Below are 23,688 nucleotides of genomic sequence, written 5' to 3'. Positions count from 1 at the left end.
GGAAGGCGCTCGCCGGGTAACGTATCAAAACGATACGTTACCCGGCGAGGAGCGTCAACCGGGGAAGTCGGGCGATGCGCGGCATCACTCCTTGCCGGCGCCCCTGGCGGCCTGTTCGATCAGCTTCGCGACTTCGGCCGGATGCGAGATGTAGGCCACGTGGCTCGACTTGAGTTCGATCGTCTTGCTTCCGGCGCGTTGCGTCATGAAGCGTTCGAGCTCGGGGTTGATCGCGCGGTCCGCGGAGGCGACCACCGCCCAGCTCGGTTTCGTCCGCCATGCGGCGTGCGTGATGGGTACGCCGAACGACTGCGCGGCCGGCGTGACTTGCGAGATCGCCATGAATTTCGCTTCGGCGGCCGGCACATCGGCCGCGAAGTCGGCGTGGAACGACGCTTCGTCGAAATACAGGTGGCCGTCTTCGGTGGCCTTGATCGCCTTCGTCGCGGGCGGCGTCTTCTTGGTGAGGTCGAGCGGGCTTTCGCCGGTGTCGGGCTGGAACGCGGCCACGTAGACGAGGCCCGCGACCTTGTCGTCGTTGCCGGCTTCGGTGATCACCGCGCCGCCGTAGCTGTGGCCGACGAGGATGCTCGGGCCGTCCTGCGCGTCGACGACACGCCGGGTCGCCTTCACGTCGTCGTCGAACGACGTTTCGGGTTGCTGAACCACCGAAACCTTGTAGCCGTCGCGCGTGAGGATGTTCGAGACGGCTTGCCAGCCCGAACCGTCGGCGAAGTAGCCGTGAACCAGTACGACGTTCTTGACGGGGGCCGCGACGGCCGCATGCGAACCGAGTGCGGCGGCGGACAATGCGAGTGCCGCGGCGATCTGGCGGACTTGGGAAAAACGCTTCATTTTCATTCTCCAGAAGGAAGACAGGGTAGGAAACCGTCGGATATCGACAGCTATCTCGTTCTGTCGATGTGTTCATCCTACTAGTAGGTAGGGTGAGATGCAATGAAAAATCACGGCTGGAAAAGAGTATCTCAGGGCGGTAAACTATCCCTGTTTTTCATCCGACTAGATGGTAGGCAGATATGACGGTAACGGGGGACAGTACGGCGGGCCGCATTCTCGAGGCCGGGCGGCAACTGATCATGCGGCGTGGCTACAGCGGGTTCAGTTACGCCGACATCGCCGACGCGATCGACATCCGGAAGGCGAGCATTCACCACCACTTCCCGACGAAGGCGGACCTGGCGGTCGCCGTGCTGCAGCAGTCGCAGGCGAAATTCGATGCCGACATGGCGCTGCTCGACGCGAGCGGCGCCGACGCGCTGGTGCAGATGCGCGCATACATCGGCTACTGGGAACGCTGCATCGCGGACGACAGCGCGCCGTTCTGCGTGGCCGGCATGCTCGGCGCGGAGCTGCCGGCGCTGCCTGACGAAGTCGCGCGGGCCGTAAAGGCGCATTTCGACGACCTTGCCGCATGGCTGGTGCGCGTGCTCGAGGCAGGGGTGAAAGACGGCATCGTGCAGCCGGACGTGTCGGTGCAGACCGAGGCCGCGACGTTCGTGGCGCTGGTCTATGGCGCGATGCTTGCCGCGCGGGCGTACGGCAATGCCGGGATGTTCCGGGACGTGACCGGCGGGGCGGTCGAGCGGCTCGCGGTGCCGCGCAAACGCGCATGAGCCGCGCACACTCAAAAAACAGGGCGGCGCCCGGCGGTCATGTGAAACCGTCCGGCGCCGCCCGCCTTACGCGTGTTTCCCCGCCTGGGCTTGCGCACTCTGCCGCGCTTTCAGTTCCTGCAACTCGGTCGTGAATGCCGGGCTGAAATCCTCGGCCTCGAACAGCGGGCGGATCTCGATGTCGGAGTCGCCGGGCATCGGGTTCGGGCAGCGCTTCACCCATTCGACCGCTTCTTCCATCGATTTCACCTGCCACAGCCAGAAGCCGGCGACGAGTTCCTTCGTTTCAGCGAACGGGCCGTCGATGACGGTGCGGTTCCTGCCGGCAAAGTGCACGCGCTTGCCGCGCATGCTCGGGTGCAGCCCGTCGGCGGCGAGCAGGATGCCGGCTTTCGCCAGTTCTTCGTTGAACCGGCCCATCGCGGCGATCATTTCGGGGTCGGGCATCCGGCCGGATTCGGAATCGGCGGTAGCCTTGACGATTACCAGGACGCGCATGGTCGTATCTCCTTGAAGGGAATGAGGGGGCGCCGCCGGCCGCGCCAACGGCAAAACGATCGGTTACGACAACACGACGCGCGACGGCGACGCGAATCGACATCGGTTCCGACGAATATTCGGGGATGCACGCGCCGGCGGGCGATGCGGCGGAGCCCTGTGCCAAAACTGGTATGCTGATCCCCACCACGTTCACGCGGAGGGTGCCATGGCTGCTAAGGAAGTGTCGAAGAAGAAGTACCTGAAAATCCTGAACAAACGCCTGCGCGCGGAACCGGAGGCCCCGGCCGGCGCATCGTTTGTCTTTTTCCCGCTGGGTGCGAAAGCGAAGAACGCGACGGGTGTCGTGTCCGGCGACGCGCGCAGCAAGCGCGAACTGGCGGTGATGGCCGCGGTCCAGCGCAAGGCGGCCGAAGAGTTCGTCGTCGCCGGCGCCTGACCGGAGCCAGCCGGACCGTCGTCGGGTGGCCGCCTCCACGGCTTACGCGGCGGCGGCCTCGCAATGCGCGATCGCGCCGGCGAGCACGCGCGGGATGTCGTGTGTGATCGGGCGCGAATCCCGTCAGTTCACGCAGCGGCCGGCACGGCGCTGAACGCCATGCCGGCCGGAAAGCACGCCCGGGTCGTCGACTCGGCGCTCAGGACATCTTGTCGGCCGCTGCCGCATACCGGCCGCCGCCGCCCGCTTCGTCGCCTGCCGCGAGCTGTTCCAGTGCGAGCCCCTTCGTCTCGATACCGAGCGTCCACACTGCAATTGCCGCCGCGACGAACGACAGCGCGCCGAGCGTGAATACGCCGCCCTGGCCGAACACCGGCAGCACGACGCCGACCACATAAGGCCCGATCAGCGAGCCGACGCGCCCGATCGCCGATGCGAAGCCCGACCCCGTCGCACGCGCACCCGTGCCGTACAGTTCGGGCGTGTACGTGTACAGCGCGGCCCACATCCCGAACAGGAAGAACTGCATCGCGAGGCCGGTGACGATCAGCAGCGTCGTGCTGCCGCCGTACAGCGCGCTCTGGCCGTATGCGTATGCCATCGCACCGCCGCCGATCAGCGACGCGATGCAGGTCGGCTTGCGCCCCCAGCGTTCGACGAGCCACGCGGCGCACAGGAAGCCCGGCACGCCGCCGAGCGAGATCAGCACCGTGTAGAACACCGATTTCGTGACCTCGAAACCGGCCTGCTGCAGCAGCGCGCCGAGCCACGACGTGAGGCCGTAGAAGCCGAGCAGCGCGAAGAACCACAGCAGCCACACCATCACCGTGCGGCGGCGGTACACGCCGCTCCAGATCTCGCGCAGCGCGCCGTGACCGCGTGCCACGACCGGTTCCGCAAGCCGCGACGGCGGCGGCAGCGTCGTGACGCCGGCCGAGCGCATCACCTTCGCCTCGATCGTCTGCATCACCGCGTCCGCTTCCGCGTGCTTGCCCGCATGTTCGAGCCAGCGCGGCGATTCCGGCACGATGCGGCGCACGACCAGCACGAACACGGCCGGAATCGCGAGCAGCGCGAACACCGTGCGCCAGCCGAACTGCGGCAGCACGAAATACGCGACGATGCCGGCCGTGATGAAGCCGAGCGGCCAGAAGCCGTCCATCAGCGCGATCAGGCGGCCGCGCTTCTCGGTCGGCACGAATTCGGACAGCAATGTTTGCGCGACCGGGAATTCCATCCCCATCCCGATCCCGAGCAGCACGCGGTAGACGATCAGCGCGTCGACGCTCTGCGCGGTCGAGCACAGGTAGGAGGCCGCGCCCCACAGCACCATGCTCCACTGGAATACCGGCCGGCGGCCGAAGCGGTCGGCGAGCAGGCCGGCGACGGCCGCGCCGAGCACCATCCCGAAGAAGCTCGCGCTCGCGACGAGGCCGGCGGCCGCGGTCGACAAGCCGAACTCCTTGCGGATCGAGCCGAGCACGAACGTCATCGTGCCGAGGTCGACCGAGTCGAAGAAGAACGCAATCGCGATGATGAAGAAGATCCGCTTGTGATAGCCGGAGAACGGCAGGCGTTCGAGCCGGGCGGCGGCGGAGGCGGGAGCGGTGGCGGCGGGCATGGCGTCCTCTGAAATGAAAAGGGGCCGCGAAGCGCGTGCTTCGCGGCCCCGATGCTTCGTCTTCAGTAGACGCGACCACAAAATGCCGCATCAGAGGAAAAACGCCGCCTGCTTGCCCAAATGCGTCATCGGCGGCGGCGCGAGGTGCGGCCGCTTTGCATCAGTTCTTCAGCTTGTAGCCGGTGCGGAACATCCACGCGACGATCGCCAGCAGGATCACGAGGAACAGCCCGGTCGCGGCGAGGCTGATCCACACGTGCACGTCGGCGAGCCCGTAGAACGACCAGCGGAAGCCGCTGACCAGGTAGACGATCGGGTTGAACAGCGTGATGACGCGCCACGCGGGCGGCAGCATGTCGACCGAGTAGAAGCTGCCGCCGAGGAACGTGAGCGGCGTGATGATCAGCAGCGGCACGAGCTGCAGCTTCTCGAAGCTGTCGGCCCAGATGCCGATCACGAAGCCGAACAGGCTGAACGTGACCGCCGTCAGCACGAGGAACAGCACCATCCAGAACGGATGCAGGATGTGCAGCGGCACGAACAGGCCGGCCGTGGCGAGGATGATCACGCCGAGCAGGATCGACTTCGACGCGGCCGCGCCCACATACGCGATCACGATCTCCCAGTACGACACGGGCGCGGAGAGGATCTCGTAGATGGTGCCCGTGAAGCGCGGGAAGTAGATGCCGAACGACGCGTTCGAGATGCTCTGCGACAGCAGCGACAGCATCACGAGCCCCGGCACGATGAACGAGCCGTAGCCGATGCCGTTCACGTCGCTGATGCGCGAGCCGATCGCGGAGCCGAACACGACGAAATACAGCGACGTCGAGATCACCGGCGCGATGATGCTCTGCATCAGCGTGCGGCGCGTGCGGGCCATTTCGGCGCGGTAGATCGCGCGGATTCCATGCAGGTTCATGCGTCAGGCTCCTTGCTGCACGCCGTTGCGGCGGTTGTCGATCAGGCTGACGAAAATGTCCTCGAGCGAGCTCTGCGTCGTATGCAGGTCGCGAAAACCGATGCCGGCCGAACCGAGCGCGTTGATCAGCGTCGCGATGCTTGCATCGTCGCGCTGCGAGTCGTACGTGTAGACGAGCGCTGTGCCGTCGTCCGCGCGTTCGAGGCCGAACGGCGCGAGCGCGGGCGGCACGTCCGCGAGCGGGTGCTCGAGCTGCACGGTGAGCTGCTTCTTGCCGAGCTTGCGCATCAGTTCGCGCTTCTCCTCGACGAGCACGAGCTCGCCGCCGAGAATGATGCCGATCCGGTCGGCCATTTCCTCGGCTTCCTCGATGTAGTGCGTGGTCAGCAGGATCGTCACGCCGCTTTCGCGCAGCGAATCGACGAGCTTCCACATGTCGCGGCGCAGCTCGACGTCGACGCCGGCCGTCGGCTCGTCGAGGAACAGGATGCGCGGCTCGTGCGACAGCGCCTTCGCGATCATCACGCGGCGTTTCATGCCGCCCGACAGCGTCATCAGCTTGTTGTCGCGCTTGTCCCACAGCGACAGCGCCCTCAGCGTCTTCTCGATATGCGCGGGATCGGGCGCCTTGCCGAACAGGCCGCGGCTGAACGACACGGTCGCCCAGACGGTTTCGAACGCGTCGGTCGTCAGTTCCTGCGGCACTAGGCCGATCATTTCGCGGGCCGCGCGGTAGTGATCGCGGATGTCGTGGCCGCCGACCGTCACGCGGCCCGAGGTCGGCGTGACGATGCCGCAGATCGAGCCGATCAGCGTCGTCTTGCCGGCGCCGTTCGGCCCGAGCAACGCGAAGATCTCGCCGGGGCGGATGTCGAGGGTCACGTGCTTCAGCGCCTGGAAGCCGGACGCGTAAGTCTTGGAGAGGTCGGAGACGGAAAGGATCGGTTGCATGCTCACGGATGGCACGGCCGGCCGGCGCAACGGTGTGCGCCGCCCGTGCCCGGCGCCGCCGCCGCTGCGAAGCGGCCGGGACCGGGGACGGCATGGCGAACGGGCGTCATGTCGAACGGCGTTGTGGTGCGGGATCGCGGGATCGCCATATTAGCAATCGACAGATGGAAATGCATTCTCGTGGAAAGGGCGAGCATTACCGGTGCCGGATTGGCGCGAATTGACGGCGCATTACCCAATAACGTGGTGATTTATTTGCGGCTTGCGAACAATGAGCGCCATTTTCCGCGAACAGGGAGGCGATCGCGTGTCCGGCCGGATGCGGCGCGGCCGGCCGGCCGACTGTGCCGCCCGAAGCCCGTCGCGCCGTACCGGGACGGCGTGTGCCGCGCTCGCGATAATGCGTTCCTTTCATCGTTTACGGAGCGAAACGCATGTCTTTGATCGATTTCAAATCCGTGGCGGCCGCACAGGCCGTCGCGTGGAAATCCACGATCGTCGGCGAGGTCGGGCCGGCCAGGATCAAGGTGCTGCGCATGGATGCGCAGGCTTACGAAGCGGAAGTGCACGACTACAACGAGGGGCTGCTGGTGCTCGACGGCCGGATGATGCTCGAGGTCGGGGGCGAGACGGTCGTCGTCGAGGCCGGGCAGATGTACCTGGCGCTCGCCGGCACGCCTCACGCGGTGCTGCCGGGCAGCCACGGCACGCTCGCCATCGTCGACGTATGAGGTTGCGCCGCAGCATGCGGGCGGAGCGTCGAGGGCCGGCCGGCAAGGCAGAGCGTGGGTCGGCCATGGTTATTCAAACGCGTGTTACACAGGCCATGTATTTGTCTGAGCAAATAAATTGAAGGCTGTTTGAAAATCTGTCAAATCCCCGGCACGCACTGCGATTGCGCGGTTTCGGCCGTTTGGAACTCTGCATCCATTTACTTGTAGGAATCGTCCGATCATAGTCTCGTCAAACGACGCATCACGATAACGAATCAAGCGTACGGATGGAGACCAATTGATGAGACGCCTATCCGCGGGGCCAGTCGGACTGCCGTTTCCCGTTTTTTCGCTGAACGCAGGCGCGATGCAGGTCGCGTACCTGCGTTGTCATATCGCCGTGTAGCGGCGAACCACATCCCGTTTCGATTGTTCTCACGGCGCCGTGCCGCATGACGGCGCCGCGGGAGAGCGCTTGCCTGCCGCCGCGGCGCATGCCGCATTTGCCTGACCGGCATCGCGGCAACCTGGCGCACACCGTCATGCGCCGCGCGTTCGTGCCGCGGCGCGATACCAACCGGCGGGCCATGCAGCCTGTCCGGACGAGACTTGTCGTACCTGAAAAGGAGGGGTTGATGATTTGCATTCCTGAATGGCGGAAAGCGATCCTGTCGTGCGCGGTCGTCGCTTTGCCGTTCGTCGCCGGTTGCGGCGGCGGCGACGATCCGGGGCCGATCAACGTGCCGCAGTGCTCGGGGAGCGCATGCGGGCCGAGCGGTTCCGTCACGACGCCGCCCGTCGTCACGAAGCTGTGCCCGGACGCGCTCGATTACACGACGACGTACACGGGTGGCGCAGGCAGCGGCGAGTACGTGAAGGTGAAGTTCGACACGACGAAGATGACTTACCAGATGCAGTTCATCGAATCGTCGGTGCCGACATCGGCAGGGCAGGTCAACAACACGCGCGCAGGCCTGACGATCAGCGGCGCGTTCCATCATCCGACCACGCTCCCGACCGCCGAGCAGAACCGCTGTGCGTTCGTGCTCGACAGCGGCGCGACGAGCGACGGCGCGTATTCGGTGACGATCAACCGTGCGGATCCGCCGATGCTGTTCGTCGGCAATGGCGTGGTGGGCGGCGGGATTCCGGGGGCGACGATTGCGTTCGCCGGTATCCCGCTGCTCCCGGGCATCACGCTCGGCGTCGTACCGTCGCGCACCTTCGATTTCTATCCGTTCATCGGCTTCACCGACACCGAAACCGACTTCACGAAAGTGGCGGGCAACTACAACGAGGTCGGCATCCATCTGTCGCCGATCGGCGGTGATGGTCAGAGCCCGACCGGGCCGGTCGGCTGGGAGCCCGACGTCGTCAACTGGAATCAGACGTTCAATGCGGACGGTTCGTGTTCCATCACGCAGGGCAGCGACTACTCGTGTCAGACGACCGGGACGCCGTGGGCGCAGCGCAAGAACGCGGACGGATCGGCAGACAATGTATTCGTGAGCAATCCGGTGGGACAGGGGTATCCGATCGCGGGGCAGGGCTCGACGCTGATCATTGCACCGAGTCAGGCGAAAGGCATCATGATCGTCGGCAGGCTGAACGGCGTACTTGTGCCGATCGTGATTCGTGTCGGCTATACGCACGTCGATACGGTCAATCTGTTCGCATCGGTCGCCGATGCCGAAGTCGGCATCTCGATGCTGGCGTCGACGAAAGCGATTGCCGCGAACTCCCTGAAGGGGGGATATATCGGTGCGACCAGCGCATCCGCATGCGGCGTTGTGACATCCAGCGGTCAGGCGAACAAGGTGACGTCGCCGGGGCCGAGCTTCAACCCGAACATGCCGCACCCAGACCTGCCCGGTGTCTTCACCAATAACACCTTCTATTCGGTAGCAGGCAGTTGCGATGACGGCACGGCCGTCTCGACGATGGCCGCGAACTATACGTCCACGCTGTTCCAGGGCAGTACCGCGGCGTTCATCGATCCGCAGACGTCGGGGGTGACCTCGCAGTTCGGGCTCGACTACACGCAGGCGACGCCCGGCAAGATCAAGGTCACGGCCACGCAGGACTTCAACGCGAAGGGCGCGAGCGGCAACGTGGCGATCTTCAAGAAGGGCGACACGGGCTGGCTCGTGACGGCCGGGAATGTCTACGCGATGGTCGTCAACAACAGCCAGGTCAACCCGTTCTTCACGGTCGGCGCGTTCGTCCAGTAACCCTGTATTGAACACGTAACACCGGCGGCGCATGCGTCGCCGCCGGCGAATCGAATTTCAAGAGGATTCCTATGAATTTGAAGCAATGGATGGCCGCGGCATCGCTCGCGCCCGTGCTGGCTGCGTGCGGCGGAGACGGCGACCCGCCGCCCGCGCCGGTGGTCCGGCTGTGCCCGCAGACGATCGACTACAACACGGTGTTCATCGGCGGCTCGGGATCGGGCGAACTCGTGAAGGTGCAGCTCGACACGACGAAGATGACGTACCGGATGACCTATCTCGCGTCGCCGGTGCCGACCACGACGGGCACCGTGCAGCCGACGCGCGATACTGCGCCCGCCAATGTGGTCGACGGCACGCTGGCCGACGAGACGGGGCTGCCGACGGTGAAGCTGAACCAGTGCACGTTCCGGATGCAGAACGCGAGCCTCGACCCGAGCCGGCCCGCGCGGCTGTTCCTCGGCGAAGGCGTGCTGGGCGGCGCGATCCCCGGCGCGACGATCCAGTTCGACGGCGTGATCGGCGTCGGCAAGATCCCGAAGACGACGTTCCCGTACTACCCGTTCATCAGCTTCTCGTCGCTGGAAACCGACCTGACGAAGATCGCCGGCAAGTACAACCAGCTCGGCTACCACCAGGTGCCGTCGCAAAGCTTCCAGCCGGTGGCGCTCGACCAGCAGGTGACGATCAACGCGGACGGCAGCTACGTCGAGACCGACAACTTCGGCAAAAAGAACGGCGGGCAGCCGCTCGCGTCGAGCGCGACCGTGAACCAGCCGTTCACGCTGCGTCCGGATGCGCCGGCATTCCAGTCGCTCAACTACCTGCCGCAGATTCCGCCGACGCTCGCGGCGGTCGATCCCGCGAAGGCCGGCAAGGGGATCCTGATCGTCGGCAAGCTGCGCAACCAGCTCGTGCCGATCTTCATCCGCACCGGTGCGGCGAATGCGGACCTGACGCAGGGCTCGCCGAGCGCGGACGACGAATCGGGCATCTCGTTCCTGAGCCCGCAGACGGCGATCACGCAAGGCTCGCAGAACGGCGAGTACACGGGTGTCGACAGCGCGTTCAACTACCGCGCGACCGCGCTCGTCGGCGCGCAGGCCACGCTGCTCGATCCGTTCAATGCGTCGCAGGCCGCGCTCACCCGCGCGCTGAACCTCGATTTCACGCAGAAGGTGCCGGGCGTCGTCACGACCGTGCATGCGGATGCGGCGTCGGGGCCCGCGACCGGCAAGTTCGTGTTCACCGGCGGCGTGTTCGGGTTCCTCGACATGAACGATACGAGCAATCCGTATTTCACGGTCGGCGCGTTCGTGCAGTAAGGCAAGCCCGGATGGAGACACGGCGGCGCCGCGCGAACGGGCGCGGCGCCCGGACAGAACGAGAAGGAGACTTCATGAAGAAGCTGATTGTCGCGGGTGTCGTCGCAGGCATATCGACGCTCGCATCGGCCCAGCAGGCGGGCGACAACGTCGCGACGCTGGGCTGGTTGCACATCATGCCGCAGGATTCGACCAACGGGCTCACGACGAATCTCGCCGGCATGCCGATCAACGGGCCGCTGCGCCTGCCCGGGTCGTTCACGTCGCCCGGCACGAGCCTGACCGTCAACAACGCCGATACGGTCGGCCTGACGCTCACGCACTTCTTCACCGACCACATCGCGGTGACGTCGGTGCTCGGCGTGCCGCCGGAGTTCACGCTGACCGGGCACGGCACGATCAGGCCGCCCGGGCCGTCCGGCGCGCTGGGCAGCGTCAACATGGACAACCCGGCCAACCAGCCGGCCGTGAAGAACGCAAGGCAGTGGAGCCCGACGATCATTCTGCAGTACTACTTCAATTCGCCGACGGCGAAGTTCCGCCCGTTCGTCGGGATCGGCGTGGCCTACAGCTGGTTCAGCAACATCGAACTGAACGGCAACTTTGCGAAGGACATCAACGAAAACCTCGGCAGCGTGCTCGCGGCGGGCGCCGGCAAGCCGGGGCCGACGTCGGTCGAGGGCAAGGCGTCGTCGTCGTTCACGCCGGTCTACAACGTGGGCGCGAGCTACGCGATCGACAAGCACTGGGGGCTGACGGCGACGCTGACGTACATGCCGCTGAAGACCTACTCGTCGCTCGTGATCAAGGCGGCCGACGGTTCGACGCTCGCCACCACGCGCACACGGTTGAAGGCGGATCCGCTGATTACGTTCGTCGGGATTTCCTACAAGTTCTGAGCCGTCCGGCGCGCATGACGTGCACCGGCGGCTTCCTGCGACCGTCGGGCCGGAACGATCCGGCCGGGCGGTCGCGTTCCTGGCGGCGTGCCGCCATTTGTGAAGAGAGGGGGCAGTTCAAATGAGCATTCGCAAAATCGTATCGCTTGTTGCTGCAGTGGCTTTCACCGCGGTTTCCGCCGCGCCTGCTTTCGCAGTCACCGTTTCGCGGGCTGATGGTCAGCCGATGAACCCGAATGGCGAGCCGTTCTCGGCGACCGGGCTCACGAACCTCAGCAAGGGCGCGATCAGCGCAGGCTGTACCGCGACGTTCAACGGCACGATCACGTCGACCGGCATCGTCAACATCACGTCGACGACGTTCTCGGGCGGCGCGACATGCTCGCTGATCAACGGCAGCGCGAGCAGCACGTCGCCGTGGACGGGGCAGGCCGACAGCACGACGCAATTGTCGATCAACAACGTGAAGGTGAACGTCACGCTGCTCGGCACCTGCGGGCCGAGCAAGGTTGTCACGACGTGGAGCGATACGAACTCTTCGCTGACGTTCAATAACGCCACGCTGACGCCGGATTGCACGGTGGGCGGCACGGTGCTGACGTCGCCGAAGTTCCACGTGCAGTAAGCGTCGCGGATCGAAGCGGGTACCCGCCGCGCGCGAGGGCCGTGTGACAGGTGCGGCGGGTATTCGCGGTTTCGATGGGTTTGTGCCGTCGCGTGCATGGGCGCGGCGGACGGATTCATTCGGCAGAGCGGTCGCGTTTCTCGTGTAAGGCCGCCAAATATCAAGAGAGAGGCCGTACAGATGAACATTCGTCAAATTGCATCGCTTGTTGCTGCAGTGGCATTCACCGCGGGTTCGGCCGCGCCTGCTTTTGCTGTGACCGTTTCGCGCGTGGACGGCCAGCCGATGAATCCGAACGGCGAGCCGTTTTCCGCGTCGGGGCTCACGTCGGTCCAGAAGGGAGCGTTCAGTCCGATCTCCTGTACGACGACGGTCAACGGCACGGTCACGCCGACCGGCATCATCAACATCACGTCGACCCAGTTCACCGGCGGCACATTGTGCGTGTTGTTCACCGGTAGCGCGAGCAGTGCGGCGCCATGGACGGGAAACGTGGACAGCACGACGCAAGTGTCGATCGACAACGTGAAGCTGGACATGCGGGTGCTCGGTACTTGTGGACCGAGCAAGGTCACGGTGGCGTGGAGTGATCCGGACTCGCGGCTGACGCTCAACAACGCCGTGCTGACGCCGGATTGCACGGTGAACGGCTGGATCATGACGTCGCCGAAGTTCCACGTGCAGTAAGCGTCGAGAGTCGAAGCGGGGAACTCGCCGTTCACGAAGGCCGTGCGGGATGTACACGGGTTGCCGCTTCGTCGATGCGCTCGAGCCGTCTTCCGTATCAGCGTGACGACAGGCTGGCCGCACGTATCGCGATCCGATGCGTGTGGCGTTGCAGGATCGGTACGGCGTACCGCGCCATCCGATTCGACTGAATTACCACTATTCCAAATTGGCCAGAACTATCCCGGAAGACCCATGCTTACCGATCCAGCAAAGTATGGCGATGCCCGCGGCGCGACGCCTGACCGGCTGCGCACGGCCGCGTGGCTGCAGTACCTGATCGAACATCTCGACGCTGCCGCTTGCGTAGCGATGGCGGCCGATGCCGGCGACACGACCGTCGCCGCGTCGCAGGCGATACGCATGCGGACAGGCGCGAATCTGTCGCGTGACGCAACGGCCGTGCTTCACGGGCTCGCGCCGTGGATCGCATCGGACGGCAGCGCCTGTGCATGCGACCTGACCGACCCGCACGGCGCATGCTCGCATATGCCTTCGATGCAGCAGCTCGCCGAAGCCGAACGCAGTTGTCCAGGCTCGCGTGCCGTGTTCGACACCGCGCACGGCGTGATCGATGCGTGCGCATTCGACGATCCCGATGTCGGCTGGGCCGCACTCGAGCGGATTGCCGGCGGTCTCGAATGCAGCGGGGGGGATGCCGGCACATGCACCGCACATGAGGACGGCGACACGCCGCCTGCGAAGAACCTGAGAGACAGGCTCGCCGTCATCGCGGCGGCGAGCGGAGAAACGTCTACCCGGCCGGGCGCCGTCATCGACGCGATCTTGCTGCGTGTATGCGGGCCGCGCGACGATGCATCGCGCATCGACGAGATGGCTGCGCTCGTGACGTTCTCGGCCGTGCTCGCTGCCGGCAACGGGATCTCCATTGCCGCGTATGGCGGTGAGCACAACCTCGTCGCGCGGGCGATCCGCACGCATCGCGCCGATCTCGCGTCGGTGGACGGGCTGCTCGCGGCGTTATCCGTATGCAGGCTGGATCAACTCGTCGGCGCGGGCAGCTTTTGGGCTTACTACCTGCTGGCGGGTATCGCGATCGCAGCGCCTGACGCCGTGCGGGAAATCGGTCGCCGCTTTCATGGCGACGAGTGGCAGGCGTGCCTCGATCACGTGCTCGCGTGGCCGGCGGTCAGCCGCTTCGGGCCGAAGGAGGACGTCGCGTTCGATCACCTGCGTGGCGCAATGAGCCTGACATCGCGATGGAATCCGATCGTCCGCGGGAAGCGGATGCGGAAGCCGGCCGGTGTAGCGCCCTGATTCCACGAGCAAGGGGGCAAGGCCGGCTGACGCGCCAGCTTTTCCGAAGCCTCTTTCGAGGTAATCCGCAAGGATGCCAAACGATTCGCGTACGCGCATCCTGATTCGCGCGCCATGCGGGACCCCGTTCGCACACGCGAACGGGCATCGGGCGGCAGCGCGCCGAGCCGTCATGCCGTCACCAGTCCACACTGGTCGCACACCGCACCATCCATCCCGCCTGCGCCCCCCGATTCCGGCGCCATCGCCCGAACGCAGTATGATTCCGCAGACGATGCCGGCGACCGCTTCGACGTCACTGCCCGCCCGCGTCGCCGAAGAATTGCCAAGCTTGCTGTAAGCCGGACGCAAACAGCCGCCGTGTGAGAGCGCCGCCGCGAACCCGCGTTCCGACCACCTTCATCGAAACGGTCAGTCAGATGTCAAAGCAAAACAAGAAGATCCTCCTCCTGAGCGTCAGCGCCGGCGCCGGCCATACCCGAGCGGCCGAGGCGATCCGCGCATTCGCCGACCATCATCCCGCCGGCATCGAAGCCACCCACCTTGACGTGATGGATTTCGTGTCCACCGGCTTCCGCAAGCTGTACACCGATCTCTACATCAAGCTCGTCAGCAGCCAGCCGGCGCTGTGGGGCTACCTGTACCAGAAGACGGACGAAGTCGATCCCGCCGCGCCGTCGCAGAAGATCCGGCGTGCGATCGAACGGCTCAATTGCCGGGCGCTGCTCGCGGAGATCGAACGCCAACGCCCGGACGCGATCATCTGCACGCACTTCCTGCCGGCCGAGCTGCTGTCGCGCGAGATCCGCAAGGCGCGCGTCGACACGCCGGTGTGGGTGCAGGTCACGGATTTCGACCTGCACAGCATGTGGGTCGTGCCGAACATGCGCGGTTATTTCGCGGCCAACGACGAGATCGCGTGGCGCATGCATGCGCGCGGCATGGCGCCTGAAACAGTGCACGTCAGCGGCATCCCGATCATGCCGGCGTTCGGCCAGCCGCTCGATCGCGCGGCCTGCGCGGCCGAGTACGGCCTCGATCCCGCGCGCCCGACCTTCCTGATGATGTCCGGCGGCGCGGGCCTCGGCGGGCTCGACGTGCTGGCGGCGCGCCTGCTCGGGATGGACGCCGACTTCCAGCTGATCGCGCTGGCCGGCAAGAACCAGGCGATGCTCGCGTCGCTGCAGGCGCTCGCCGCGCAGCATCCGGGCCGGTTGTTTCCGCAGGGCTTCACGCAGCAGGTCGAGCGCCTGATGGCCTGCGCCGACCTCGTCATCACGAAGCCGGGCGGCCTGACGACGTCCGAATGTCTCGCGATGCAGTTGCCGATGATCGTCAACTCGCCGATTCCGGGCCAGGAAGAGCGCAATGCGGATTTCCTGCTCGAACAGGGTGTCGCGCTGAAGGCGATCGACGACGACGCGCTCGTCTACCGGATCCGCGCGCTGCTGCAGGCGCCGGAGCGTCTCGCCGACATGCGCCGCCGCCTCGCGCCGCTCGGCCGGCCGCTCGCCGGCCGCTTCGTGCTCGATCGCGTGCTGGGCCTGGAGCCCGCCGCATGAGCGTCGCGCGCTTCGTGCCGACGCGCCATACGCTGTTTGTCGTTGCATGGGTCGTGTTGCTCGCGTATTTCTTCGCGAACGTGGAGATCCAGATCGAAGGCAGCGCGGGCTGGGCGGCCAACCTGCCGACGTGGCGCATCGAGCATCACTGGCTGCTCGACATCTTCTGGGGCGGGCGGCCGATGACCGGCTACCACGCGTGGGTGTTCCCGTTCGTCGCGCTGTTCTTTCACTGGCCGGCCGTGTTCAACCGACGGTGGTCGTGGCGCATCGAAGCGCGGATCGTCGCGTGCATCATGGTGTTCTGGCTGACCGAGGATTTCCTGTGGTTCGTGCTGAATCCGGCCTACGGTCTCGCCCGCTTCAATCCCGCCAACGTGCCGTGGCATATCCACTGGTTCGGCGTGGCACCGACCGACTACTGGACGATGAGCGCCGCAGCGATCGTGCTGTTCATTCTTTCCCGCGAGCGCAAGCGCGCGTTTTACTGATCCCCGACCCGACATGAAACTCGCCTTCATCGCCGCGCTCTCCGTCACGCTCGCCGGGCTCGTGCAGCCGGCCCATGCGGACCCGGCCTCCGAGGTGTCCGCCCGGCCGAGGCCGATCAAATGGGCGCAGGGCGTGACCGATGCGCATGTGAACAACCTGCATCGCATCACGCCGACGCTGTACCGCAGTGCGCAGCTGTCGCGCGCGGATGTGCCGGAACTGCAGAAGCTCGGCATTCGCAAGGTCATCAGCTTCCGTTCGTTTCACGCGGACGACAGCATCCTGGCCGGCACGCAGATCAAGATGCAGCGCATCCGGATCAACACCTGGGACATCCGCGACGAAGACATGGTCGCGGCGCTGAAGGCGCTGCGTACGGCCGACCAGGACGGCCCGGTGCTGATCCACTGCCAGCACGGCGCCGATCGTACCGGCCTCGTGTCGGCGTTGTACCGGATGGTGTACCAGGGCTGGACGCGCGAGCAGGCGCTCGACGAGTTGCAGCATGGCGGCTACGGGTTCCATCCGATCTGGCAGAACATCACGAACTACCTGAAGCGCGTGGATGTCGAGCGGTTGCGGCAGGAGGTCAATAGCGGCTGAGCCCGACCTGCGAGGACCAGCTCCCGACGTCACCGTAGCGCTCGGCGCTCGTCTTCGCTGCAGCAGCAGAAAGCCGACTTTCCCGGCATGCAGCCGGCTCTTCACCCACGAGCTGCAGCAAAGCCCAAGCAGCCGGTCGGCTCCGCCACGATCCTCGAAGAGGCGCGAACAAGGCCGTGCACCCGTGCAACACGGAATCCGGCCTTTGCACTGCCCCGGATCGGTCGCGCAGCCGCGGGGCGATCTGATCGACCGCATCTTTGAGGGGAAGCCACTTAAATCCAACATACTGTGGCTAAGCGGGTCATTCTGTCGATAAAACGCAGAATTAAAGAATTAGTCTCCTTGAGCCAAGGTGGCGTTAATTCCATAATTTTGGGTGTTAACCGGCTTGGACAGGGTGTAAGACACACTATGTTGGATTTAAGCTTCAGCAAGCCGAGCGAGGTCGTCAAGCGACTCTGCGAGCGTCTGCGCACCGAGCGTCTGGCTGCGGGCATGACGCAGTCGGATCTTGCCGGGCGTGCCGGCATCGCGACCAACACCGTGTCGAACCTGGAGGCCGGGCGCAATGTCGGCTTCGAGGCCGTGGTTCGGGTGGCGATGGCGCTCGGCCGGATCAAGGAGCTCGAAAGCCTGTTCCAGCCAAAGCTGGACAGCATCGAGGACATTCTGCGCTACGAGAAATCAGCCAAGCGCCTCCGTACGAGGAGGAAGTTCGGCGATGCCTGAACAAGTGAATGTTTTCTATGAGGGCTGGGGGGGAGCGGTGGCTTTGGGGCACGCTGGTCTCCACGACTGCCCTGACCGGTCGCCCGCTGATCGTGTTCGAGTACAGCAACGAGGCGAGGCAGAGGGGCCTGGAGCTGTCTTTGTACACATTGCCGCTGGAGGGCCCCCGGTTGCAGCGAGATTTCCCGGTTCATCAATTGCAACTGCCGGGGCCTGTCTATGACGCGTTGCCGAACGGGTAGGGCATGCTGCTGATGGACCGTATGTTCCGGCGCCGTGGGCTCAACACGGCGCGCATTGGCGCCCTGGAGCGGTTGGCGTATATCGGCAGCAACGCGATGGGGGCCATGGCGTTCGAACCCGTCGCACCCGAAGGGGAAGCGCCGGACGCCCACATCCCGCTGGAACAGCTTGCTGCCGAAATTCAGGACGTGCTCCATGGTGAAGGGGGTGAGTTCCTGCAGACGTTGCTGCGGGTGGGCGGCTCGCCCCAAGGTGCACGGCCCAAGGTCCTGATCTATCGCGATCCGCAAACCGGCGGGTTGACCACGGCCGCCACACCGGGCTTCGAAGCCTGGCTGGTCAAGTTCCCCGCAAGAGACGAGCACGCCGAGGTGTGCGCCATCGAGATGGTCTACGCCGAATGTCTGCGCAGATGTGGCATCGAGACTCCGGACACGCAGTACTTCAGTTTGCCCAATGGGCTGGCGGCGTTCGCCAGCAAGCGCTTTGATCGGCATGAGGGATCGCGTGTCCCCATGCAGAGTCTCGCGGCGTTTACGGGGGCCGATTACCGGCATGCGGGTTCGCTGGACTACCTCAACTTCTTGCGGGCGACCCGGATCTGTACCAACGACGTGCGAGAGATGAGGAGGGCCTTCGAGCGCGCCGTCTTCAACGTCGCGTTCAACAACCGCGACGACCATCCCAAGAACTTCGCCTACGTCATGGCGCCACATGGTCAGTGGAAACTGGCGCCGGCCTACGATGTGACCTTCTGCGAGGGGCCCGGAGGATATCACCAGATGGACGTGATGGGGGAGGCACTGGAGATTTCCCGCACGCACATGCTTCGGTTTGCCGAGGAAGCCGAAGTGCCCCAGGACGTTGCCGGCAGGATGATCGACGACATTTGCGAAGTGGCCGGTCAATTCTCGGGCATGGCCGAGAACATGTACCCGCGGATCATTACTCGAGATACCCTGCGCACGATCCAGGGCCGCATCAACGAGAACGTTGCCCTGCTTCGCCAGGCTCCGGTGGGTCGCGCTCACCGGTGAGGATGCACGTAAAAACGCCGCCGACAATCCCTGTCGGCGGCGCTTCGTCAGTATATTGATGAGCGGGCAGCATGCCCGCCGTCGTCAAACCGTCTCCGGCTGCCGCACGGCCTTCGCGACATTTCTTGCCATCGCCCCGTTCGCGACGAAATAAGGCACGTCGACACGCGCGAGCGGTTGCAAACCTTGTCAAAGATATCGATCGTCAATTCGCGCATCGTTTCACTTCATCCTGGTTTATTTCCCGATGTAAATACCTTGCTGCAGGCTTGTTCATTGGTATGCAGTGCTTGTGAAAATCGCTCGATGAATTTCAGATTCGTCCGATAGACGTTAAGGCGATTGCCCGGTACTTTTGATCCCCGCCCAACAGGTGCCGACGCTATTCCCTATAGCGGGACAGGCAAGGGGGAAACCTGATGATCACAAAGCTTGAACTACAGCATTGGTCTCGCCGGGTAGTGGAAGCACTGCCACATGCAAACTGGACGTCGCTGACACAGGGGCCACGTCCGTGGCTTTGCCTGAGCGGTACTCACAGCGATTCGCTCGAAGAGGAAGTCCAGGCCGTGACTCGGCGGTTCCAGTACCGCTGGGTCTGGCGCGATACCGCCTGGGAGTATGGTGTTCCGGGCTACCGCCAGGGGCCGCTGCTGGTTCCCCTTGACGAACCACTCTATGCACATGCCGTCGAATGCTGGCTACGCCAGCAGGCCGGATTTCTCCTGCTGGGTCCTGACGAAGAAGACGCCTTGGTTTTCCACCTCCAGCGATTGCGTTTGCTTGAGACATCCGACGGCTTTCCGATCAGCATCGGCTTGCATGCCGGGCGACCCCTCGAAGAACTTTGCGAAGGATTGCCGGCGCATCGCCTGTCCGAACTGTTCGGCCCCATCAAACGCTTCATCTGGTATGCGGGCGACGAGCAGGTGGGTGAGTGGCTGTTTGCCGATGTGCCGGCTACCGATCGCCCGACATCAGTGTCCGAAGGGCCCGTCACGTTGACGTTGTACGACGAGATCGCCCTCGATCAGGCCAGCCTTGCGTGGTTTATGCGCGACTGCGCCCGCGCGTTCCGTCAACGCTTTCCGGCCTACGACCATCCGGACAATGAACCGGTGCTTTGGCGGCATCTGGTCCACTTTGCCAACGAAGCGACCGACCAACTGGCGCTCACCACGGAGCGCGACGTGCGCCATTACATGGAACTGCGCTTCCGGTATTCGCATGAACTGTTTGCCAAGGATGCCGCGTTGCGTGACATCTTGATCGAGCGGCAGGTGGATGGGAAGCAGCGGCTGTTCGCAGCCGAAGCGCGGCTCAAGACACTCGCTCCGACGGCGTAAGGAAAGGATGATGGCAACCAGGTACGACAAGGCGTTAGGCCCGAATCACCCCAGCGAAAAGCAAGTCGGCAAAGCCATCTCGCCGCCGCCGTGCGAGCACGGTATCCCTGTCTATCCGTTGAGATATGGCGTGGCGGACGCCCCGTGTCATGCGAGCACCGGATTGAGCAGTCCATACCCGGTACTTTCGGCAGGGAAGCAGCAGGGGCTTCGCATGTTGCGGCCGGGATGCTACCTCTATGTTCGTTACGTCAAGGACGGGCGTATGTGGACGCGGCAATACAGCGTGACTGAAAACGGACGCTTCACCGCCCTGTGGTGGACAGAGAAGGACTATCGGAACGAATTCCCGGGGCGCCATGCGCGAATCGATGGCGGCACCGACCGACCCTATGTGCTCATTCCCAAGGAGCAGGCAAGCGGCCCGGTGTGGCTAATGGTGAGCGACAGCATGCTCAGTCATCGCGCGTTGTGCGAAATGGAGCGTGATTCGGCACGGCGGGATTTGTTGATGCGCAAGATCAACCCGCTAGGCGGCAAGCAAGCCCACTGCTTCGCTGTTGGTCACCTTCCGCAGGCGCTACCGGAGCTTTCCGGGCAGGTCTATCCCTGGAGCGCAAGCTTGCCGAAGAAGGCGGCGGGGCAAGCTGTCGCGGATGCCATGCGGGTTGCCGCGCTTCCTCAGAAGGACGTGGACCTGCTCGCGGTGGCACTGCCTGATCCAGTCGGCATGTTGATGGATCTCAATCAGTTGGTGGGCGCTGCGCTTCAGGATCAAGAACCTTACGTGACGGAGGCTGCACGCAAGCTCCGTGTCTGGGGAATGATCGAGTCGCTGGCCGACGCGGCTCGACAGCGTGCTATCCAGGATGCCGTGACGAGCGTGACGATAGGGGGCGTCAGGACGCACGCCGATTATCCTTATCAGCGCGGCAAGGCCGGCTATGCCAGTCGTATGCGCTTCGCCGACCATCAGGCCTACGACGCGTTCATCAAGGAGCATCCGAAACGGTTGGCCAGTCTTCAGAAAGCGGTGGAAGTGGCAGCGGTGGATTTGTGGGAGGCATTTCAGTCAGTCAAGCCCGCCTATACCACGCTGCTGACGCTTTATGAAAACAAGGACGTCGAGAACTTTATCGACAGGCGTCTGGTCGGTGCCTGCACGTTGACAGGTCTGGTCCACCATCCGAAGGGCGAAGCGTACCTGCAGAAGTACGTGACGACGGATGGGTTGACGGGGTGGCTGCACGACCTCGTTCTTGGCCATCCGCAAGTCGGCGACTGGGTGGACTGGCGCAACAGTGGTGCCGTGGCTGGCGGCCTCATCAACGACGCGGTCATCGAGCGTGCGCAGACGCTGTTGAAGTCGATTCCGGCGGATGCCGCGTCACAGCAGTTGAGCGTCATGATCGGCGCGTTGGTTGCCAGGAGCAAACTGCGCAGCCCGGCGCAGTTCTGGACGAGCGCGTACCGCCCCGCGTTCGAAGCGCTGGATGGTCAATTGGCAGGGGCTGTACCGGTCAAGCTGAAGGACGCGGGCACTTGGGTGCGGGACCAATTGGGGATCGAGGGCGGAGAGGGTTTTCGGCCACGCACCGTCGCCCAAAAAGCCAACGAAATGCTCGTGCTGTACAGGATGCAGGATGTCCAACAAGCGCTGAACGACATGGAAAAGGCACCTGCCGAACTTCGGCGTGCGCATAACACGCGCGTGGGCATCGGCGGGCTCGCCGTTATGGTGTCGACCTATAACGCGGCCGTGGCTTTCAATGCATTGGGCAAAGAGGATGGTTTGACCTTGGCGAACGCATTGGACGCCGGCGGTAGGGTGCTCGGCCTCGGTTCAAGCAGTTTGTTCATGGCGCAGGTGTATCGGAATCGGTTGGCGAATCTTGCGAGGGAAACTGGACAAGGAGCGAAGTCTGATGTGTTGCGGGCTTCGGCAAACAAATTGGAGCTTTGGGCCATTGGATCGGCAGCAATTGCGGCGCTTGTGTTTGCGATCAAAGACGGGATCTTTGGTGCACGTGCTGAAAGTGGTGATTCGGCTGCATGGAGCGTGGTTAGTGGCGCGGTCGCTGGCACGGCAGCCAGCCTAGGTGGCCTCTATGTGCTCGGTAAGGTCGGTCCAAAGTGGCTAACCAAACTCGCTGCGGCCGAGGTTTCGGTTGCCCGCGTTCCATTCACTGTCGCGGGGATGGGATCCGGTTCCCTAGGGTGGACGTTACTTGCGCTTGATGGTCTCTACTCAGTTGCTCGTGCTATTCATGACCGTGTGGCCGCCGAACAGGCGGTGGCTGAGTGGATATCCCGAAGCGTTTGGGGCAATAGACGTGGTGGTATCTTCTTCAATCGCACATCGTTAGTGCCGTACAAGGACGATATCGAGGAATTACATGCGTTTTACACTTTGTTCATCAAACCAACCATTACGACAGACGTGCAGATTCTCAATACCGTCGGGACGTTGACGATTCCCGGTGTGACAGAACTGCGCCGCATTACGATCACTCTTCCGGGGTGGAGGTCGCAGATCAGCAAATTCGAATTGACGCAGGTTCATGGTGCGCTTGGTCGTGTCGCCACTTATAAGGATCCAGCTCTAGTGGTTGAACAGGAGGGAGTAGGGGTCATCACGCTGTCAAGCGATACTTTGATCGGCCAGACGAAAGTCGAGTATTGGCCAAACCACTTCACCGAACCTGATTACAAACTTCCAGCAAGCAACTACCTATGACTACGACTCAGGACGATCCCAGCCTGCAGCCGACGGATGCGGTGGGATTCGAAAAACAGATCGAGGCACTCCGTGCCAAAAGCGACCATATCGGATTGCCAGGCATCACGATAGCGATGTGGCCACCCAGGGTGTGTTTCAGCGATGACGTGTCCGATACACGCATGTTCAACGAGCGCTATATCGAACCGGATTTCATTCGAGGCCAGTGTTCGATGATTATGTACTTTTTCGCATTGGCACATCATCTCACGCTTGCGGCAGTTTTGTATTCACTATTTCAGATAGGAGGTGTTGACGAAAGAATCCATATGGTTGATTTATTTCAGGCGGGCGTGACATACTTAATCTTTCTATTTTTCTATGGAATTATATTTAGGCTGTCAGCTCTAGGTGCAATAGAGCCATCACATCGCTTTAACCGCCAAGCTCAACTCGTACACATTCCATGGGGTGACCAAACATTACATCTGAAGTGGCAAGACGTCAGGCCGTTCACTCAAATTGGACAAACGCTAAACGGCCGCTTTCGTCTTCATCTCTACTTCCCCCATCCACACCTGAAATTCGGTAAGGTATCCAAGGACTTCATACGCAAGATCTACAGTGGGCCATTCGATTTAGAAGGTGATTTTGCCTCACATGACGGCGCAACCTTTTGGGCCAATCTGGATCGCCTCGAATTCATCCGTCGCTACATGGAGTGTGGCCTGGAGGCAATTCAGCCTGATGAACAGATGCGAAGGCTCGGCCGTGTGCGCAAGCCGAGCGGCTTTCTAGGGAACACGCCGAATCCGGATTGGTGGGATCAGTTTGTCAGTCGCCCCTTTGTGCGCCTGCTCTACTGGTGTGCGACCGGACCGCTGATCGACTGGTGGGTGGCACGCAAGCGGGCCGCCTACCGGTGGCCCGAAGAGGTGGAACGCTTGTGTGCCCCGGATGCGGATTTAAGCGCCTTCGACACGACGCCTGTCAAATCCCGAACGGACGTGTTCTACCGCTATGCCGGTGATCGCGGCTACGAACTGGTCGATGCCAAAGGGCTTCCGATCTTGAAAACGAATGCGTCTTGAT

At 63.6% G+C, this 23,688-nt stretch carries 22 protein-coding genes; 17 read left to right on the top strand and 5 right to left on the bottom strand.

Translation table 11 applies throughout. From position 1 onward, the window contains the following. Nucleotides 1-84 precede the first annotated feature (84 nt). A complete protein-coding gene (locus VK92_RS09765; protein ID WP_042975586.1) occupies nt 85-855 on the bottom strand; it encodes an alpha/beta hydrolase in 771 nt (256 codons plus the stop codon). Between the two features lie 182 nt (nt 856-1,037). On the opposite strand from VK92_RS09765, the gene VK92_RS09760 reads away from it, so the two are divergent. After that, nucleotides 1,038-1,634 carry a TetR/AcrR family transcriptional regulator gene (locus VK92_RS09760; protein ID WP_021160310.1) on the top strand — a complete coding sequence of 199 codons (597 nt, stop codon included), beginning with the start codon at nt 1,038-1,040 and terminating at the stop codon, nt 1,632-1,634. A gap of 66 nt (nt 1,635-1,700) precedes the next feature. Here VK92_RS09760 and VK92_RS09755 read toward each other — a convergent pair whose 3' ends face one another. Then, nucleotides 1,701-2,132, bottom strand: a complete 432-nt coding sequence (locus VK92_RS09755; RefSeq protein WP_048026398.1) for a YciI family protein — start codon at nt 2,130-2,132, stop codon at nt 1,701-1,703. Between the two features lie 208 nt (nt 2,133-2,340). On the opposite strand from VK92_RS09755, the gene VK92_RS09750 reads away from it, so the two are divergent. Next, nucleotides 2,341-2,571, top strand: coding sequence for a hypothetical protein (locus VK92_RS09750; RefSeq protein ID WP_021160313.1), 231 nt, complete (start codon nt 2,341-2,343; stop codon nt 2,569-2,571). Between the two features lie 199 nt (nt 2,572-2,770). Here VK92_RS09750 and VK92_RS09745 read toward each other — a convergent pair whose 3' ends face one another. The 3 genes from VK92_RS09745 to VK92_RS09735 all read right to left on the bottom strand — a co-directional run bounded on the left by VK92_RS09745 (nt 2,771) and on the right by VK92_RS09735 (nt 6,065). Next, a complete protein-coding gene (locus tag VK92_RS09745; protein WP_048026400.1) occupies nt 2,771-4,192 on the bottom strand; it encodes an MFS transporter in 1,422 nt (473 codons plus the stop codon). A gap of 160 nt (nt 4,193-4,352) precedes the next feature. Beyond that, nucleotides 4,353-5,114, bottom strand: a complete 762-nt coding sequence (locus tag VK92_RS09740) for an ABC transporter permease (protein WP_021160316.1) — start codon at nt 5,112-5,114, stop codon at nt 4,353-4,355. Between the two features lie 3 nt (nt 5,115-5,117). Then, on the bottom strand, nt 5,118-6,065 hold the full coding sequence (locus VK92_RS09735; protein ID WP_021160317.1) for an ABC transporter ATP-binding protein: 948 nt from the start codon (nt 6,063-6,065) through the stop codon (nt 5,118-5,120). 434 nt (nt 6,066-6,499) lie between these two features. On the opposite strand from VK92_RS09735, the gene VK92_RS09730 reads away from it, so the two are divergent. From VK92_RS09730 to VK92_RS09660, 15 genes are all read left to right on the top strand, one after another. Beyond that, a complete protein-coding gene (locus VK92_RS09730; RefSeq protein WP_021160319.1) occupies nt 6,500-6,796 on the top strand; it encodes a cupin domain-containing protein in 297 nt (98 codons plus the stop codon). Between the two features lie 617 nt (nt 6,797-7,413). After that, on the top strand, nt 7,414-9,009 hold the full coding sequence (locus VK92_RS09725) for a DUF2957 domain-containing protein (RefSeq protein ID WP_048026401.1): 1,596 nt from the start codon (nt 7,414-7,416) through the stop codon (nt 9,007-9,009). Nucleotides 9,010-9,080: 71 nt separating this feature from the next. Further along, a complete protein-coding gene (locus tag VK92_RS09720; protein WP_048026403.1) occupies nt 9,081-10,334 on the top strand; it encodes a DUF2957 domain-containing protein in 1,254 nt (417 codons plus the stop codon). 74 nt (nt 10,335-10,408) lie between these two features. Beyond that, nucleotides 10,409-11,233 carry an OmpW/AlkL family protein gene (locus VK92_RS09715; RefSeq protein ID WP_048026405.1) on the top strand — a complete coding sequence of 275 codons (825 nt, stop codon included), beginning with the start codon at nt 10,409-10,411 and terminating at the stop codon, nt 11,231-11,233. A 121-nt stretch (nt 11,234-11,354) separates the two neighbouring features. Further along, the gene (locus VK92_RS09710; protein ID WP_021160324.1) at nt 11,355-11,858 is read left to right on the top strand and encodes a hypothetical protein; all 504 of its coding nucleotides are present in this window, start codon (nt 11,355-11,357) and stop codon (nt 11,856-11,858) included. A gap of 180 nt (nt 11,859-12,038) precedes the next feature. After that, nucleotides 12,039-12,545 carry a hypothetical protein gene (locus tag VK92_RS42855; RefSeq protein ID WP_042975571.1) on the top strand — a complete coding sequence of 169 codons (507 nt, stop codon included), beginning with the start codon at nt 12,039-12,041 and terminating at the stop codon, nt 12,543-12,545. Nucleotides 12,546-12,779: 234 nt separating this feature from the next. Beyond that, nucleotides 12,780-13,862 (top strand): hypothetical protein, encoded by a 1,083-nt coding sequence (locus tag VK92_RS09700; RefSeq protein WP_048026408.1) that lies wholly within the window; start codon nt 12,780-12,782, stop codon nt 13,860-13,862. A 419-nt stretch (nt 13,863-14,281) separates the two neighbouring features. Beyond that, nucleotides 14,282-15,424, top strand: coding sequence for a UDP-N-acetylglucosamine--LPS N-acetylglucosamine transferase (locus VK92_RS09695; RefSeq protein ID WP_021160327.1), 1,143 nt, complete (start codon nt 14,282-14,284; stop codon nt 15,422-15,424). Further along, nucleotides 15,421-15,915: a hypothetical protein gene (locus tag VK92_RS09690; protein WP_048026409.1), complete on the top strand. Its 495-nt coding sequence runs from the start codon at nt 15,421-15,423 to the stop codon at nt 15,913-15,915. Before VK92_RS09695 ends, VK92_RS09690 begins: the two co-directional genes overlap by 4 nt. Before the next feature lie 13 nt (nt 15,916-15,928). Then, nucleotides 15,929-16,519, top strand: coding sequence for a dual specificity protein phosphatase family protein (locus VK92_RS09685; protein ID WP_021160329.1), 591 nt, complete (start codon nt 15,929-15,931; stop codon nt 16,517-16,519). Nucleotides 16,520-16,933: 414 nt separating this feature from the next. Beyond that, nucleotides 16,934-17,251: a helix-turn-helix domain-containing protein gene (locus VK92_RS09680; RefSeq protein WP_048026410.1), complete on the top strand. Its 318-nt coding sequence runs from the start codon at nt 16,934-16,936 to the stop codon at nt 17,249-17,251. A 245-nt stretch (nt 17,252-17,496) separates the two neighbouring features. Continuing rightward, nucleotides 17,497-18,531 (top strand): type II toxin-antitoxin system HipA family toxin, encoded by a 1,035-nt coding sequence (locus VK92_RS09675; protein WP_231600745.1) that lies wholly within the window; start codon nt 17,497-17,499, stop codon nt 18,529-18,531. A gap of 419 nt (nt 18,532-18,950) precedes the next feature. Further along, the gene (locus VK92_RS41625; RefSeq protein ID WP_131723343.1) at nt 18,951-19,877 is read left to right on the top strand and encodes a hypothetical protein; all 927 of its coding nucleotides are present in this window, start codon (nt 18,951-18,953) and stop codon (nt 19,875-19,877) included. A gap of 10 nt (nt 19,878-19,887) precedes the next feature. Then, the gene (locus VK92_RS09665) at nt 19,888-22,614 is read left to right on the top strand and encodes a toxin VasX (RefSeq protein ID WP_131723344.1); all 2,727 of its coding nucleotides are present in this window, start codon (nt 19,888-19,890) and stop codon (nt 22,612-22,614) included. After that, nucleotides 22,611-23,687: a hypothetical protein gene (locus VK92_RS09660; RefSeq protein ID WP_048026415.1), complete on the top strand. Its 1,077-nt coding sequence runs from the start codon at nt 22,611-22,613 to the stop codon at nt 23,685-23,687. The genes VK92_RS09665 and VK92_RS09660 overlap by 4 nt, the downstream gene beginning before the upstream one ends. Nucleotide 23,688 lies beyond the last annotated feature (1 nt).

The organism is Burkholderia sp. LK4, from assembly GCF_001043615.1.
In the GTDB taxonomy this organism is placed as follows: Bacteria; Pseudomonadota; Gammaproteobacteria; order Burkholderiales; family Burkholderiaceae; genus Burkholderia; species Burkholderia cepacia.
This window is presented reverse-complemented; position numbering and strand designations above follow the sequence as displayed.